The organism is Labrenzia sp. PHM005 (genome assembly GCF_006517275.1).
Classification (GTDB): Bacteria; Pseudomonadota; Alphaproteobacteria; order Rhizobiales; family Stappiaceae; genus Roseibium.
Genome location: NZ_CP041191.1, coordinates 4,138,737 through 4,153,915 on the forward strand (window position 1 = coordinate 4,138,737; position 15,179 = coordinate 4,153,915).

The 15,179-nt window shown below is 55.2% G+C and carries 12 protein-coding genes; 8 read left to right on the forward strand and 4 right to left on the reverse strand.

The window, feature by feature from the left end:
- Positions 1–137: 137 nt before the first annotated feature.
- Positions 138–1,442 (reverse strand): HlyD family type I secretion periplasmic adaptor subunit, encoded by a 1,305-nt coding sequence (locus FJ695_RS18695; RefSeq protein ID WP_141186852.1) that lies wholly within the window; start codon positions 1,440–1,442, stop codon positions 138–140.
- A 268-nt stretch (positions 1,443–1,710) separates the two neighbouring features.
- On the opposite strand from FJ695_RS18695, the gene paaG reads away from it, so the two are divergent.
- From paaG to paaK, 3 genes are read left to right on the forward strand one after another with little or no spacing between them, the layout of a single operon-like run.
- On the forward strand, positions 1,711–2,505 hold the full coding sequence (gene paaG, locus FJ695_RS18700) for a 2-(1,2-epoxy-1,2-dihydrophenyl)acetyl-CoA isomerase PaaG (RefSeq protein WP_141186853.1): 795 nt from the start codon (positions 1,711–1,713) through the stop codon (positions 2,503–2,505).
- The gene (gene paaI / locus FJ695_RS18705) at positions 2,502–2,927 is read left to right on the forward strand and encodes a hydroxyphenylacetyl-CoA thioesterase PaaI (protein ID WP_141186854.1); all 426 of its coding nucleotides are present in this window, start codon (positions 2,502–2,504) and stop codon (positions 2,925–2,927) included. Before paaG ends, paaI begins: the two co-directional genes overlap by 4 nt.
- Before the next feature lie 45 nt (positions 2,928–2,972).
- A complete protein-coding gene (gene paaK / locus FJ695_RS18710) occupies positions 2,973–4,280 on the forward strand; it encodes a phenylacetate--CoA ligase PaaK (RefSeq protein WP_141186855.1) in 1,308 nt (435 codons plus the stop codon).
- Between the two features lie 8 nt (positions 4,281–4,288).
- Here the strand turns inward: paaK and FJ695_RS18715 are convergent, their stop codons facing one another.
- The gene (locus tag FJ695_RS18715) at positions 4,289–5,140 is read right to left on the reverse strand and encodes a PaaX family transcriptional regulator C-terminal domain-containing protein (RefSeq protein ID WP_141186856.1); all 852 of its coding nucleotides are present in this window, start codon (positions 5,138–5,140) and stop codon (positions 4,289–4,291) included.
- Positions 5,141–5,319: 179 nt separating this feature from the next.
- Here FJ695_RS18715 and FJ695_RS18720 point away from each other — a divergent pair, with 179 nt between their 5' ends.
- Positions 5,320–6,594: a zinc ABC transporter substrate-binding protein gene (locus tag FJ695_RS18720; protein WP_141186857.1), complete on the forward strand. Its 1,275-nt coding sequence runs from the start codon at positions 5,320–5,322 to the stop codon at positions 6,592–6,594.
- Between the two features lie 223 nt (positions 6,595–6,817).
- On the opposite strand, the gene FJ695_RS18725 is transcribed toward FJ695_RS18720, so the two are convergent.
- Positions 6,818–8,791, reverse strand: coding sequence for a murein L,D-transpeptidase (locus tag FJ695_RS18725; RefSeq protein ID WP_141186858.1), 1,974 nt, complete (start codon positions 8,789–8,791; stop codon positions 6,818–6,820).
- A 337-nt stretch (positions 8,792–9,128) separates the two neighbouring features.
- On the reverse strand, positions 9,129–9,686 hold the full coding sequence (locus FJ695_RS18730; RefSeq protein WP_141186859.1) for a single-stranded DNA-binding protein: 558 nt from the start codon (positions 9,684–9,686) through the stop codon (positions 9,129–9,131).
- Positions 9,687–10,147: 461 nt separating this feature from the next.
- On the opposite strand from FJ695_RS18730, the gene uvrA reads away from it, so the two are divergent.
- From uvrA to FJ695_RS18750, 4 genes are all read left to right on the forward strand, one after another.
- Entirely contained in the window at positions 10,148–13,072 is a 2,925-nt protein-coding gene (gene uvrA, locus FJ695_RS18735) for an excinuclease ABC subunit UvrA (RefSeq protein ID WP_141186860.1), read from the forward strand.
- Between the two features lie 85 nt (positions 13,073–13,157).
- The gene (locus FJ695_RS18740; protein WP_141186861.1) at positions 13,158–13,964 is read left to right on the forward strand and encodes a sulfotransferase; all 807 of its coding nucleotides are present in this window, start codon (positions 13,158–13,160) and stop codon (positions 13,962–13,964) included.
- 322 nt (positions 13,965–14,286) lie between these two features.
- Positions 14,287–14,439, forward strand: coding sequence for a DUF1127 domain-containing protein (locus FJ695_RS18745; protein ID WP_141186862.1), 153 nt, complete (start codon positions 14,287–14,289; stop codon positions 14,437–14,439).
- Positions 14,440–14,991: 552 nt separating this feature from the next.
- Entirely contained in the window at positions 14,992–15,138 is a 147-nt protein-coding gene (locus FJ695_RS18750; RefSeq protein ID WP_247653682.1) for a DUF1127 domain-containing protein, read from the forward strand.
- Positions 15,139–15,179 lie beyond the last annotated feature (41 nt).

Below are 15,179 nucleotides of genomic sequence, written 5' to 3' on the forward strand. Positions count from 1 at the left end.
ACCTCGATGACTTACAGATATCGAGCGTTTAATAAAGCAGCAGATTACTAGAAAGATTAGGCGGCCGATTCGGTGCACATATGAACGGGCTGCACTATGATGCGCGTATGGTTTCAGACAGTTTTGGCTCCAAGAAATCAACGTTCGCTGAGCGGGTCGCCGATCGCGCGGGTCACCGGCTTTAGCAGATACTGCATCACAGACTTTGAACCGGTCACGATTTTGGCGTCCACGACCATGCCGGGCGAGATGGTTTCGGCGCGGCTTCCCTCACCGATCTGATTGGTTGTCAACGGCACCAGGGCTTTAAAATAATAGTCGCCATTCTCGTCCCGGAAACTGGAGGCGGAAATCAAGGAGACGGCACCGGTCAATGTCCCCTGAATGTTCGGATCAAAAGTGGTGATCGCGATTTCGGCTTCGTCGCCCACTTCAATATGACCGATATCGCGCGGCGAGATCTTCACCTCGGCGACCAGATCGCTGTCGGTCGGCACAATCTCTGCTACAACATCGCCGGGGGCGAGAACGCTGCCCGGCCCTTTTAAAGACAACGCTTTGACATGGCCGCTAATTGGCGCACGGACGAACAACCGGTCAAACCGGTCACGCTGTTTTTCAGCCTCAAAAGTCAGCTCGTTGCGTTCCTGGACGATCTGACTGCGTTCTTCGGCCATCTCTTCTTCGGCCTTTGCTTCAGACTGCGCCAGGCTTGCTTCGGCCTCTGCAAGTTGGGCGCGGGTCCGTCCTTCAAAACCAACCAGTTCTGCCAGCTCGCTTTGTGCTTCCTGCAGTGAAGATTTCGCATCCAGAAACCGGCGTTTTGACGTGTACCCCTGCTTGAACAGGGATTCCTGAATGCTGAATTTTTCCTGTTCGATTTCAACCTGGGTCCGTTGAAGCGCAGTCCGGTCAACAACACTCACAAGTTCGGCCTGCTTCTCGCTGATCCGCGCTTTAAGAGCCTGTTGTTCCTGCTCAAAGGCGCGTTGGCGGGCAACAAATGCAGCCTGCTGAGCTTCGCTGAAATCAAGCTTACTGCCACTCAGACTTTCTGCCCCGCCACGGGACAAACGCAGTTCTTCACGTGCTAAAAATTGCAAGCGTGTATTGACCTTCTCAAGATCGCTGGATGTCGCTGTCTGCTGCAACCGGATAAGAGGTTCGCCTTTTTCGACAAGTTCACCTTCCTGAACGAGGACTTCTGCGACAATCCCGCCCTCCAGGTGCCCGACTGTTTGGACTTTGCCCGCTGGAACGATCTCACCTGTCGCATTGGCAACTTCCCGTACCTGGCCAATGACAGCCCACGCCAAAAAGGCAGCCGCCCCAATGGACAGGATCCGCAGGACCCTGGAATAAGCGACCGGCGGCGGCCCCTCTTCCAATTCCAACGGCATATCCAGAGAGATATCTTCTGCTGACGCTTTCCGGCTGAACATGGTGTACTGGTTACTTGCCCTGTTTAATCGAAAAAAGTATCTCCCATTAATGTAAACATCACCTGAATCAAACAGCTGAATTTCCAAACATTTTAACGATACTGGCAGCTCAAATTTCAGAACAGTGATCGATCGCACCCTGATGGAAAGCGGGATCGGATAAAACATCATAATTTGATGTGGCCTTTGACCAGCCTGGCGTGCCATGCATAAATATCACGCAAGACCATAATATACTGATTTTAATGTGATGTTTCGGGAGGAATGCATGACGGAATCGCCTTCGGTGCTGTCTGAATTCAAAGATGGCGTTCAAACCATCACACTCAACCGGCCGGACCGGCTGAACGCCTTTAATGAAGATATGCACCTGGCCTTGCGAGGGCATCTTGCAGCAGCCGCAAAGTCGGTAGAGACCCGTGCCGTCCTTTTGACAGGTGCTGGACGCGCGTTTTGCGCAGGCCAGGACCTTGCGGACGAACAGATGGATGCAGCCGATGCCCCGCCGGATCTTGGGTACACGCTCGAAACATTTTACAATCCTCTGATCCGTCAGATCCGCGCTTTGGAAAAACCGGTGATTTGCGCGGTAAACGGCGTTGCAGCCGGAGCAGGCGCCAACATCGCCCTCGCCTGCGACATCGTCCTTGCTGCGCAATCCGCCAAATTCATCCAGGCCTTTTCCAAAATCGGCCTCATTCCGGACGCTGGCGGCAGCTGGCTCTTGCCAAGATTGATCGGGGAAGCCCGGGCGAAAGCCCTCGCCCTGACCGCCGAACCTCTTCAAGCGCAATCAGCTGCAGATTGGGGCCTGATCTGGAAAGCTCTGCCCGATGACAGTTTGATGGAGGAAGCGCAGACCCTTGCCAAGCAGCTTGCTGGCGGGGCCACCACCGGCCTCGCGCTGACGAAACAGCTGATGCAAGAGGCAGCCGGTCAAAGTCTTGATGAGCATCTGGACCGGGAACGGGACGCGCAACAGCAAGCCGGGCGAACGAATGACTACCGTGAAGGTGTCGCCGCGTTCATGGAAAAACGGCCCGCGAGGTTTTCCGGCACATGACCTCCAAAGAGCTTGCAAAGGCCTGCGCACAGAAGATGTGGGCTCAGGATACGGCCTCCCAGGAGTTGGGAATGGTCCTTAATGATGTGGATGCCGGTGAGGCTCGAATCTCCATGAGGGTGACAAAAACCATGGCCAACGGGCATGGCACATGTCATGGCGGCTATATTTTCACCCTCGCCGACAGTGCCTTTGCATTTGCCTGCAACACCTACAATCAGGTGACTGTTGCCCAGCAGTGTTCGGTGACGTTCCTAGCTCCAGCTCATGTTGATGACCGGTTGACGGCTGAGGCGCGCGAACAATCCCGTTCAGGCCGGTCTGGGCTCTATGATGTCACCATCACCAATCAGCACGGCGATAAAATCGCTGAGTTCCGAGGAAATTCACGCACAACCAAAGGCACGATATTGCCCGTTTGAGGATTTCGCACCGAGAGTAACTTGGTTGCGACTTGGGAGGATAGAATGGAAGATTTGGCGCCGAAACCCGGTGACTTGGATGCAATCGAAACGGCTTCACGTGATGAAATTGAAGCCTTGCAGCTCAAACGGCTCCAATGGTCATTAGCACATGCCTATGAGAACGTACCGCTGTTCAAAAAACGGTTTGATGTCAAGGGTGTACACCCCTCCGACCTGAAATCCTTGAAAGATCTGGCCCTGTTCCCGTTCACCGAGAAGACGGACTTGCGTGATCACTATCCATTTGGCCTGTTTGCCGTCCCGCGGGACCAGATCGTGCGCATTCATGCGTCTTCCGGCACCACTGGAAAGCCGACGGTTGTCGGCTACACTGCGGACGATATTGAAATGTGGGCCGATCTGGTTGCCCGCTCCATCCGCGCCTCCGGCGGACGGGCCGGCGACATTGTGCACATTGCCTATGGCTACGGCCTGTTTACCGGCGGCCTCGGCGCCCACTATGGCGCGGAGAAGATGGGCTGCACCGTTGTTCCCGTATCCGGTGGTATGACCGAACGCCAGGTCACCCTGATCCAGGATTTCAAACCCCGGATCATCATGGTGACCCCGTCTTATCTCTTATCCATCCTGGATGAATTCAAACGGATCGGGCTTGACCCGCGCGAAACATCACTTGCCTCTGGCATTTTTGGCGCCGAACCCTGGACCAACGCGATGCGCCAGGAAATCGAAGCGGCCTTCGACATGCATGCGGTTGATATTTATGGACTTTCCGAAGTCCTGGGCCCGGGCGTTGCCAATGAGTGTGTCGAAACGAAAGACGGCCTGCACATTTGGGAAGATCACTTTTATCCGGAAATCATCGATCCGGAGACGGGAGAGGTCCTTCCCGACGGCGAAATCGGTGAATTGGTCTTCACCACTTTGACCAAACAAGGCTTGCCTATGGTCCGCTACCGCACGCGCGACCTCACCCGTCTTCTACCCGGCACAGCCCGCTCCATGCGCCGGATGGAAAAAGTGACCGGGCGCTCGGATGACATGATTATCCTGCGCGGCGTCAATGTATTTCCAACCCAGATCGAAGAGCAGATCCTGAAATGCAGCGGCTTGTCTCCCCATTTCCAGATTGAACTCACCAAGGAAAACCGGCTCGACAGGATGACCGTGCATGTGGAAGCCGTACCGGGTGCGGCAGATGCCGACGTGCGATCCGCATCCGCCAAGGAATTGGCACATCATATCAAAAGCGTGATTGGTGTGACGGCTGCCATCAATGTGACCGAACCGGAAGCCGTGGAACGCTCTATGGGCAAAGCCAAACGTGTGGTTGACAATCGCAGGGAATAACCGGGACTTCAGGCCGATTGCCGCAGAGCTGTGAACCGAACGTCTAGTGCATCGGGATGAGCTGCAAGCAATGCGCTGCGACCCTGCAGAGTGTCTCCGATATAAGGATCTGCGGCTTCTGACAGCTGCAGATAGCTCTCTGCGAAAAGACTGCGCGCCGCGTGCCCCGGCCAGTCCTCCGGCAAAACCGAGGGCGGCAACTGCGGATCTTTCAATCGGATGGCCCGGTAGGCATGGACCATAGCAAGCCGGAGCGTCAGAGCTTGCAGGCCGTCGATGGTTTTCGCGGTCAGAACTCCGAACCGCTGAATGAAATCCTTATAGGCCCGTGCCAGACTCCCAAGATCAAACGCCCGGCTCAGCAGCGCCTGGGTTTCCAGATCACTGGCTCGGTCCGGAACCGCCCGAAACCGGGCGCCGGTTGATGTGCGTCCAGGCCGGTCCACCCCAAGAAAGAGACTGTCTCCGACCGCGCCAAATCCCTGTTCAAAGAGCTGATCCTGCGCTGACTTGTCAGGCTGAATCACCATCAATAGCTGACATTCGCTGTCTGGCGGACCAAAAATACGATCCGCCGCAGCGTGAAAATCGGAACGTGCCGAAGGCGTCAGGCTGTAGTAACTGCGCCGCCCTTCCCGCTCGCCTTGGAGCTGATCCCGGCTTACCAATCGGGATACGGCGGTGCGCACCAGCGATTCATTGACGCCAAATTTTCCACAGAGCGTGATCAGATCCCCAACCCACAAGCTGCCGCCGCGCGGCTCTACGATATCGCCATAAATGGTGACAATGAGAGGACCCGCTTTGGGCGGATAAGGCGACAGCAGAGACTTAAGGGAAGTGTCTTTGGGAGTTTGCATACATCAGCCGGTCAAGTGGTTCGCGGCACCATAATCGGACCGGTGCAATTATCCAAGGCATGTCGATTTCAGTCAAAAGACATGGCTTGCGCGTCTGATCAGTCAACGTTATACCATTACATGTTACATTGTAACACTCGCTCCCTAACCCTCCTGTCTGGATGTTTGATCTTTCCGCCATGCAAAACCGCACAAAAATTCACTCTGCCCTTGCCGTGTCCGCTGTCCTCGCCAGCACCGCTTTGACAGCGCCAGCTTTTGCAGACTCGCCTAATGTCGTGACCACCATCAAACCGATCCATTCCATTGCTGCTGCTGTGATGGAGGGTGTTGGAACGCCGCATATTCTGATTGATGGCGCTGCTTCCCCGCATGGGTTCGCCTTAAAGCCGTCGCAAGCCTTCCTGCTTCAAGGGGCCGATGCGGTGTTCTGGGTTGGTCCGGAACTAACCCCATCTCTTGAAAAACCGATCAGCTCCATGGCGGCCAAGGCTGCTCGTGTCGAAATGATGGATGTGGACGGCATAGAGCATCTCGGCCTGCGCGATAACGATCAATTCGACGGTCATGACCACGGCGACCACGAAGATCATGATGAACACGGCCATGACGATCATGAGGATCATGAGGATCATGAAAAATCAGCCGAAGAACATGATCATGATGATGATCACGATCATGAAAAAGAACATGCTCACAAAGATGAGCACGATCACGACGATGATCATAAGGATGAGCATGCCGAAGGGCATTCAGACGAAGATCACGACCATGACAAAGACCATGCGCATGATCATGACGACGACCACGAAAAAGAGCACGCGCATAAGGGCGAAGATCACGACCACGAAGAAGAACATGCGCACGATCACGACGATGACCACAAGGAAGAGCATGCCGAAGCGCACGATGATCATGGCCACGATCACGCCCATGGCAGCAAGGATGCGCACATCTGGCTGAACCCGGAAAACGGCATCACGATCGCGCAAAAAATCGCAGCGACGCTCTCAGAAATCGATCCAGACCATGCTGCGACCTACAAGGCAAACGTAGACAAATTTGCAGCCACCATTACCAGCCTGAACGCAGAAATCGCCGGCAAACTGGAGCCACTCAAAGGCGGCAAGTTCGTCGTCTTCCATGACGCTTATCACCATTTCGAACACCACTATGGCGTTGAAGCCAGCGGCGCGATTTCTGTGACACCGGAAGCTCTAGCCAGCGCCGACCGGGTATCTGAAATCCAGAACCGTGTCCGCTCCCAAAACATTACCTGCGTCTTCCAGGAACCTCAGTTCGATTCGAAACTGGTGTCTGTCGTCATTGAAGGCAGCGATGCAAAGGTTGGTACATTGGATCCGCTCGGTACCGAGCTGGAAAATGGACCTGGCCTCTACCCGGCCCTTTTGACCAGCCTCGCAGACTCCATTGCCGGTTGCCTGAAGTCTTAAGGCGAATTCATCAGTGCCCGCCGGGTGGGCTGGCGGGTTCAGCTTGTTGAAGATTTCACCTGGAAGTCCTTGGTCCAGAACCTGCCGTGGGTTTCTTTGTCCGCCCGATACAAGAAACTCCGGCATCGCAGACGAAAGTGATTTTCAGAGCACGCGATCTTCAGCAAAAAGCCCGCCGGTCTCACCGGCGGGCTTTTCTAATTTCCAGCAGGGAATTTGGATCTTATGACGCCCTGGCTTTGGCCCGCGCCTGTTCCGTTTTTTCGATCGCTTTCAGAAGGTACCGGTCGCGGTCATAAATATCGGTGTAGAAGCCAATGTTTCCGTCCGCTTCTGGCCAGGCTGTGAAATAAGACACATAAACCGGAATATCGCCGGTGACTTTCTCTTGCTCGTTCTGGCCCGCCGCAATGCGCGAAGTCACATAGTCTTTCGACTTTCCGAGAACCGCCGCGGCCATGCCTTTCGGATCATGCAAGCGGATACAGCCATGACTGAAGGCACGCACGTCCTTCTTGAACAAGCTCTTGGACGGCGTGTCATGCATGTAGATGTGATGTTTGTTCGGGAAAAGGATCTTCACCTCGCCCAAGGCATTCGACCGGCCCGGATATTGGCGCACATTGATCGACTGCTGCTTGGCAGCCACGGCATACCAGTCGACCGAAGCTGAGGACACCTTCCGGCCACCGGGTGTGGTGACTTCATAACCGGATTGGTCCAGATAGCTCGGATTTGCGGCCAGTTTCGGGATCATCTCGTTGACGATGATCGAATACGGCACACCCCAATAGGGATTGTATTCAACGACCTCAATCTTGTCGTAGAAGAAGTTGGTCTGGTTCGATTTTTTGCCAACAACCACCCGCATCGACATCGGGTCTGAACCTGGCTCGAAATAGGTCGCGGTGAATGCGGCCTGGTTGATGAACACCTTGCGTGCGCCCAGCTCTTCCGGAATCCAGCGGCTGCGCTCCATCGCAAGCTTCACCTTGGCGATTTTGGCCGCATTGGTTTCGCCAACCATGGCTTTGATGGTGTTCTTGCCGACAATCCCATCCGGCGTCAGCTTGGCTTCCTTTTGGAACCCTTTGACTAAGGAAACCAGTTCCGGCGCATAAAGATCGCTGCCGTCATAAGATGCCAACGTCTCAGCATGCGCCGTTTTCAGCTCATCGGATCCATGGCGCGCAATCGCTGCGACAATGTTTTTGGTTTCCGGGCTGGATTTGCCCGCTTTCAAAAACGTTCCTGGCGCAATGACGATCTGATCGGCTTCTTCGTCTTCGGCCTTGAGGCGCTTAAGTTCCGCCGTCAGCTTCTTGAAATGATCGTTCTGTGGCTGATGCGCTTCCAATGCGACTGCCACTTCATTTGAAGCCGTGAAATCCTCCAGGGCGGCGACCAGATCAACCTCATGGCGCGGCAGATCGTGATATTGCGAGATCCGGTTGGGATCGACACGGCCTCGAGTCGCATCCAGAACATAAGTGAGTGCCGCTGCACTCAGCTCCATCTCGAACCGCATGACGGCTGCATCAAGTTCATCGCCTTCCAGCGCCGATGTAGCCGGCAACGCCACCACGTAATCAGCCGGGTTCAAAGCAAACTCGGCTGCATTGCGCAGCGCGCGGCGCATTTGCGCAGCTTTTGCGGTCGGTTTGCCGTCCTTGACCCAAACGAAATCCGGATGTTCGCGGTAAAAAGCGATCAACGCTTCGCCAACTTCCGGAAGCACGGTCAGCTTCATGGTTTTCAGTGCCGGCCGGGATTCATCAAACGGTGTCAGTACGACCGGGATTGAGGTGCTGACATTTGCGTCACTGGTCGACGCTGTCGCCTCTTCTGCGGGCTCGGCAACTGCTTCGGCTGTTTTCTTTTCCGACAACGGCGCCAGTGAGACAGCTTTGAGTTTATCAGGCGCATAGGTCAAATAGCGCGGAGCGGACACCCGAACCTTCACGGCCTTGCGCTGCAGTTCCCGCCGTTCACGTTCCTGCTGGCGGCGATGGAATTCAGGGTCAAACAGCCGCTGAAAAAAGCCCTGGGCTTGTGCTTCGGCCACCGGCAAAGCGAAAAAGCTTGTTGCCAGCACGCTGGCCATTAGACCGGCCTTCAAACCAGCACTCAGCTTCTGGCTGACGGACACTGCTTCCTGGCGTTCCGAAACCTTGTTCGTTGGTTCCGCTCGTCCCATCGTGTTCACTCGCATTGTCAAAACCTGTATTTCAATATGTCTAACACAGTCCGGGAGTGCCCAATGCCCCGGTTTTATTCCCTGCCGTCATGAAGTCCGCCGGCCGGCTTCCATCACCAAACCCAACCGGCATTTAGCAACCCAAACAAGTCCTGCTCACGTGGAACAAGGCGATCAGAATCGCACAGCTTTCGGAAACAATACTACACCAAGCCCGTACGTAAGGTTAAGTGCACAGACTTGGCGCCAGTTTCCAAATCACGTCAGTGTGACGCATTTGCATGTTTTTCCGTGAGCCGCCCGTGATTTGAGCGGCTTAGGCAGATGATTTCACGAATTAAAACGGGATTTCGTCGTCCATCGGGCCGGCACCACCGCCGCCGCCGGACGGGCCGCCAAAGCCGCCACCGGACGAGCCGCCGCCGTATCCACCACCGCCGCCGCCACCAAAGCCGCCGCCGCCAGAGGATCCGCCGCCAAAGCCGCCACCGCCCTGGTCATTGCCGTAATCAGGCAAACCACCCGGCTGACCACCGCCCTCGCCGCGGCCATCCAGCATCGTCAAGTTGGAGTTGAAACCCTGCAGGACGACTTCGGTAGAATATCGATCCTGACCGGATTGGTCTTGCCACTTGCGGGTCTGCAGCTGACCTTCCAGGTAAACCTTGGAGCCTTTGCGCAAATAATTCTCAGCGACCTTACACAGGCCCTCATTGAAGATCACCACCCGGTGCCATTCGGTTTTTTCACGGCGCTCGCCGGAATTGCGGTCCCGCCAGGATTCAGACGTGGCGATCCGCAGGTTGGCGATCGGGCGGCCATCCTGGGTGCGCCGGATTTCCGGATCCGCCCCAAGATTTCCGACCAAAATGACTTTGTTGACGCTTCCCGCCATGCTCAACTCCTGTTTATGTTCTTGCACCCGGCCCCGCCAAGGCAGCTGGATGGCATGGCACTCCGTTTAAAGCGCCCAATTCTAAAGTCCACACCCTAGCGATCAGATTGTACAAACGCCGCCTTTTTTGGCCAGCTCCCCCCATTTTCCACAGTGTTGACCCCTGCCGGGCCATTAAGAGGCAAAAAAGCCACGCAACAAAATGTGCCATTGCAGCCGGTCTTGTTTCGCAATCCCGGTCTATCCACACCGAAAGTCATTCTGTACTTGTTTTGTTCTTATCATTTTTATACTCTTGATTCAATTCTCCTGCCAGGTTTGGCAGCAAACGGAATTTTGCAGAGACAGCCATCTGGAAGACGGGCTGGAAACTGCTATATCGGGTGCGAGCAGGACCGCGCCCGGGAGACATATTAAAAGCCCGGCCCGGGCTGTCTGCGCAAGATCAGGATGACGACAATATGACGACTGCGAAGGCTTCTGATAGCGACGCCTGGAAAAAAGACCCGACGAAAGTTCTCAGTGTGCGCGGGGCCCGCGAACACAATCTGAAGAACGTCGATCTAGATTTACCGCGCAACAAGCTGATCGTCATGACCGGGCTATCCGGGTCGGGAAAATCGTCTCTTGCTTTCGACACCATCTACGCGGAAGGCCAGCGCCGGTATGTTGAAAGCCTGTCCGCTTATGCCCGCCAGTTCCTGGAGATGATGCAGAAGCCGGATGTCGATCAGATCGACGGCCTGTCTCCGGCAATTTCCATTGAGCAGAAGACGACCTCACGTAATCCGCGCTCTACCGTCGGCACGGTCACGGAAATCTATGACTATATGCGCTTGTTGTTTGCGCGGGTTGGGATTCCGTATTCCCCGGCAACCGGCCTGCCCATCGAAAGCCAGACGGTCAGCCAGATGGTCGACCGGGTCATGGATCTGGACGAAGGCAGCCGCCTGTATTTGCTGGCGCCGATGGTCCGCGGCCGCAAAGGCGAGTACCGTAAGGAACTCGCCGAACTGATGAAAAAGGGCTTCCAGCGGGTTAAGATCGACGGAACCTTTTACGAAATTGCCGATGCTCCCGCGCTCGACAAGAAATTCAAACACGACATCGATGTGGTCGTGGACCGGATTGTCGTGCGCGACGATATCGCCGGCCGCCTGGCCGATTCACTGGAAACAGCGCTGAAACTGGCCGATGGCATCGCAATCGCCGAGTTTGCCGGAGAAACCGAAGAAAACGGCGTTCCAAAGCGGCTGATCTTTTCCGAAAAATTCGCTTGCCCGGTCTCCGGTTTCACCATCCCGGAAATCGAACCACGTCTGTTTTCTTTCAACAACCCGTTTGGTGCCTGTCCAACGTGCGACGGGCTGGGCACTACGCTCGCCTTTGAAGAAGATTTGGTCGTGCCCGACCATACCTTGTCTTTGCGCGAAGGTGCGGTGCTGCCCTGGGCGAAAACCGGCTCCACCTCACCCTATTACGCCCAGACTCTGGAAGCCCTTTGCCGCCATTTTGATGTGTCTATGGCGACACCCTGGAAGGATCTGGACGCGAAAGTTCAGGACGCAATCCTTCATGGCACCGGCAAGACGGACATCGAGTTTGTCTATGACGATGGCGTACGCAGCTACCGGACGGAAAAGCCGTTTGAGGGCGTCATCGGCAACATCGAACGGCGCTGGCGGGAGACAGAATCCACCTGGGTGCGCGAAGAACTCGCCCGGTTCCAGTCCGACCACGCCTGCCCAGCTTGCCAGGGCTACCGCCTGAAACCTGAAGCGCTTGCGGTCAAGATCGCCGATCGGCACATCGGCCATATCACGGAGCTTTCCATTCGCGATGCCGGGGCATGGTTCGACCAGCTTCCGGCAAAGCTCAATGACAAACAGACGGAAATCGCTGGACGGATCCTGAAGGAAATCCGCGAACGGCTGAAGTTCCTCAACGATGTCGGGCTGGAGTATCTCTCCATGGCGCGTTCGTCCGGCACCTTGTCGGGCGGTGAAAGTCAGCGGATCCGCCTTGCGTCTCAGATCGGATCAGGCCTCACCGGCGTTTTGTATGTTCTGGACGAGCCGTCCATCGGCCTGCACCAGCGCGACAACGCCCGGCTTCTGGAAACCTTGCGCCACCTGCGTGATCTCGGGAATACGGTGATTGTCGTTGAACACGACGAGGATGCGGTTCTGACCGCGGACTATGTTGTTGATGTCGGACCAGGCGCCGGTGTGCACGGCGGCCAGGTGGTTGCCCATGGCTCCCCGCAAGATGTCATGGCCAACGGCAACTCCTTGACCGGTCAGTACCTCTCCGGCGCCAAGATGATTCCACTGCCGATGGAACGGCGCAAGATCGACAAGAAACGCAAGATCTCTGTCAAAGGCGCGCGCGGCAACAACCTCAAGGATGTTGATGTCGACGTCCCGCTCAGCACATTTACCTGTGTCACCGGCGTGTCCGGTGGCGGCAAATCCACCTTCTTGATCGATACGCTTTATAAGTCGGCCGCGCGGCGTTTGAATGGTGCCCGCGACAACCCGGCGCCGCATGACCGCATCGAAGGCCTGGAGGTGCTCGACAAGGTGATCGATATCGATCAATCACCGATCGGCCGGACGCCGCGCTCCAACCCGGCCACCTACACCGGCGCTTTTACGCCGATCCGCGAATGGTTCGCCGGCATGCCTGAGGCGAAGGCCCGTGGTTATCAGCCGGGCCGGTTCTCGTTCAACGTCAAAGGCGGACGCTGCGAGGCCTGCCAGGGCGACGGTGTGATCAAGATCGAGATGCACTTCCTGCCCGATGTTTATGTCACTTGCGATGTCTGCAAGGGCAAACGCTACAACCGCGAGACCCTGGAAGTCGAGTTCAAGGGCAAATCAATTGCCGATGTTCTCGATATGACTGTTGAAGAGGCGGCTGACTTCTTCTCAGCGGTCCCCGCTGTCCGCGACAAGATGGAAACGCTGGCGCGGGTCGGGCTCGGCTATATCAAAGTCGGCCAGCAAGCGACCACGCTGTCGGGCGGTGAAGCGCAGCGGGTCAAGCTCGCCAAAGAACTCTCCAAACGCTCCACCGGCCGCACGCTCTACATTCTGGATGAACCGACCACGGGCCTACACTTCCATGATGTCGCCAAACTGCTCGATGTTCTTCACGAACTTGTCGATCAGGGCAACACCGTGCTGGTGATTGAACACAATCTGGAAGTCATCAAAACCGCCGACTGGATCATAGATCTCGGCCCGGAAGGCGGCGACGGAGGCGGCACAATTGTCGCCGCCGGACGGCCGGAGGACGTGGCTTCGAGAAAAGAGAGCTACACAGGCCAGTTTCTTGCAGAATTGTTGCACCGTAGGCCACACCGTGCTCCAGATGCTGCTTGAGTAACTTAGAGGCTCTTGCCATGAGTTTTCCGGGACAGTGCTTGTTGCGGCAAACGACGTATTCAGGCCAATCAAAGCGAATTCAATGGACAAACATTTCATACTGACGTTGGGAAGAAGCGGCAGCAATTCGCTGGTAAATATGCTCAACCAACATCCTGAAGTAATCAATTACGGCGAAGTATTAGGGGACTGGAATGAACTTCGCAGACTTCAAAAGCGCCTGGGCCTTTGGCGCCATGACGATGCTGCCTATCTGGACGCTCTCTTAGGAGATGCTCGGATTTTGCGAGGAGTCAACCTGGCTCGCACCGTGCGAAAGTTGTTACGCTTTCGTTTTCAGGAGATCAAGAATTTGTCAGGTGTCCGGACCGTGGGCATCAAGGACTTTTCTCTGAATCTTAGCATTCTGAACATCAAAGATTATTTTGAGAGCAGACCGGATATCAAGGTTATTGGTTTGTCGCGACCGCAAATCCTTGATCGGATGCTATCCTCGTTCCTACTAGGCAAAACAGGAGTTGTCGCGCGAACCGAGATCGCCGACAAACCGCCGCTCATCAGCTTGGACACCAATACATTGGTTCATGACCTGGAAACAATAGACAAAGAGAATCTAGAGCTCGATGCCATGCTGGCAACCCTACCTGCATCTCAGGTTTTGCGGATCGATTACAAAGAGCTCTATCGTTCAACTGAATCCCGCGAAGCTATCATGAGCGAGGTCTTCCGTTTTCTCAATGTAGCAGATGTTCAGGTAAACACCCGCATGCGGAAAATAGTAGAAAATGGGCCGCTCAAAGCTATCGAGAACCTTGAAGAATGCCGAAAAGCTGTAAGCGGAACTCGATTTGAGGACCTGTTTTACGCAGAAACACCAGACCAGTCGTAGTTTGGCTCTATCGCCATAGGCCGGATCAACTGGTAGGGCACCAACCTCGACAGAGATTCTGCAATGCATGCATCAACAGATGACTTTTGCAATCATTTTTTGGCAATTTTTTTGCACCGCATCTTTATTCGCCATCAGATTGTTTTTTCAACTATTATTTGCGCTTCGCGGTCAATTTTTTTCAGATATTTTTTGCATTGCACAAAATGCATGACAGACATGCAGAGACAGCGCTTCTTTAATTTCGGGTGATGAATTATATCATTCTCAACAACGACGCAGCGGGGCGCTTTTAGCGGCCTCGCCAAGAAGGAAAAACAAAATGTTCGACACTGTTGTGCGCAAATACAACAACTGGAAAAGCTACCGCCGTGCGGTGGATGAGCTTTCCGCCCTGTCCAGCCGTGAGCTGCAGGATCTCGGCATCAGCCGCGGCGACATCAAGTTTGTAGCCCGCCGCAGCTTCGAAGGCTGAACATAAAAGATTAGAGATCGCGTCCCGAGGCATCCTCCTCCCAGCCAACGGACGTGTGACACGCAGGGCATCCTCCTCCCAGCCCTGTCACGTCGAAACAACGCCTGCCAGCACCTCCTCCCGCTGGCAGGCGTTTGTTCGTTTGGTGTCCCAAAAACTATCCTTCTGAATTGAATTCAGTGTTGCAACGGCTTCAGGATAACTCCTGAGGCCTTTTTTCGTTTTTTGCAGTTCTTCAAGAGAATGCAGCCGGATGCAGAACCGTGTCAGTCTGCCGTTTGCGATTGCAAGGATTGATATTGCCGGTCAACCGGCATTACCGATACAGCCGCATACTTTTGCCCACCGGTCGTGATCGTTTCCCGCGTGCCGTGTAATGCTGCCCCGCACGCAACGTTAACCCTTCATAAACTTGCATTTTTTGCATATCTGCATCGCGTTTTCCCCTCTACCTCGCATCGCACAAGACGCCTATATCCCTGCCTGTAACGAGATGAACGGGCCAGACGCCGATCCGCGGTGCCATGGCCATGAGATATAAAGGCCAGAGCCATGATCGATATCGTACGGAAATTCAACAACTGGAAAAGCTACCGCCGGACCTACGACGAGCTGTCCAACCTGACCAACCGCGAGTTGGACGATCTGGGCATCGCCCGCACCGAGATCGCACGTTTCGCCCGCGAAGCTATTAAATAATACCCCTTAACGGCCAAAGGCATCCTCCTCCCAGCCAATGG

Bases quoted from the DNA above. Each gene is read 5' to 3' on its own strand.
- FJ695_RS18730 (WP_141186859.1), bottom strand. From the start codon at position 9,686: ATGGCGGGAAGCGTCAACAAAGTCATTTTGGTCGGAAATCTTGGGGCG.
- FJ695_RS18725 (WP_141186858.1), bottom strand. From the start codon at position 8,791: ATGGGACGAGCGGAACCAACGAACAAGGTTTCGGAACGCCAGGAAGCA.
- uvrA (WP_141186860.1), top strand. From the start codon at position 10,148: ATGACGACTGCGAAGGCTTCTGATAGCGACGCCTGGAAAAAAGACCCG.
- FJ695_RS18715 (WP_141186856.1), bottom strand. From the start codon at position 5,140: ATGCAAACTCCCAAAGACACTTCCCTTAAGTCTCTGCTGTCGCCTTAT.
- paaG (WP_141186853.1), top strand. From the start codon at position 1,711: ATGACGGAATCGCCTTCGGTGCTGTCTGAATTCAAAGATGGCGTTCAA.
- FJ695_RS18740 (WP_141186861.1), top strand. From the start codon at position 13,158: ATGGACAAACATTTCATACTGACGTTGGGAAGAAGCGGCAGCAATTCG.
- FJ695_RS18745 (WP_141186862.1), top strand. From the start codon at position 14,287: ATGTTCGACACTGTTGTGCGCAAATACAACAACTGGAAAAGCTACCGC.
- paaI (WP_141186854.1), top strand. From the start codon at position 2,502: ATGACCTCCAAAGAGCTTGCAAAGGCCTGCGCACAGAAGATGTGGGCT.
- FJ695_RS18695 (WP_141186852.1), bottom strand. From the start codon at position 1,442: ATGTTCAGCCGGAAAGCGTCAGCAGAAGATATCTCTCTGGATATGCCG.
- FJ695_RS18750 (WP_247653682.1), top strand. From the start codon at position 14,992: ATGATCGATATCGTACGGAAATTCAACAACTGGAAAAGCTACCGCCGG.
- paaK (WP_141186855.1), top strand. From the start codon at position 2,973: ATGGAAGATTTGGCGCCGAAACCCGGTGACTTGGATGCAATCGAAACG.
- FJ695_RS18720 (WP_141186857.1), top strand. From the start codon at position 5,320: ATGCAAAACCGCACAAAAATTCACTCTGCCCTTGCCGTGTCCGCTGTC.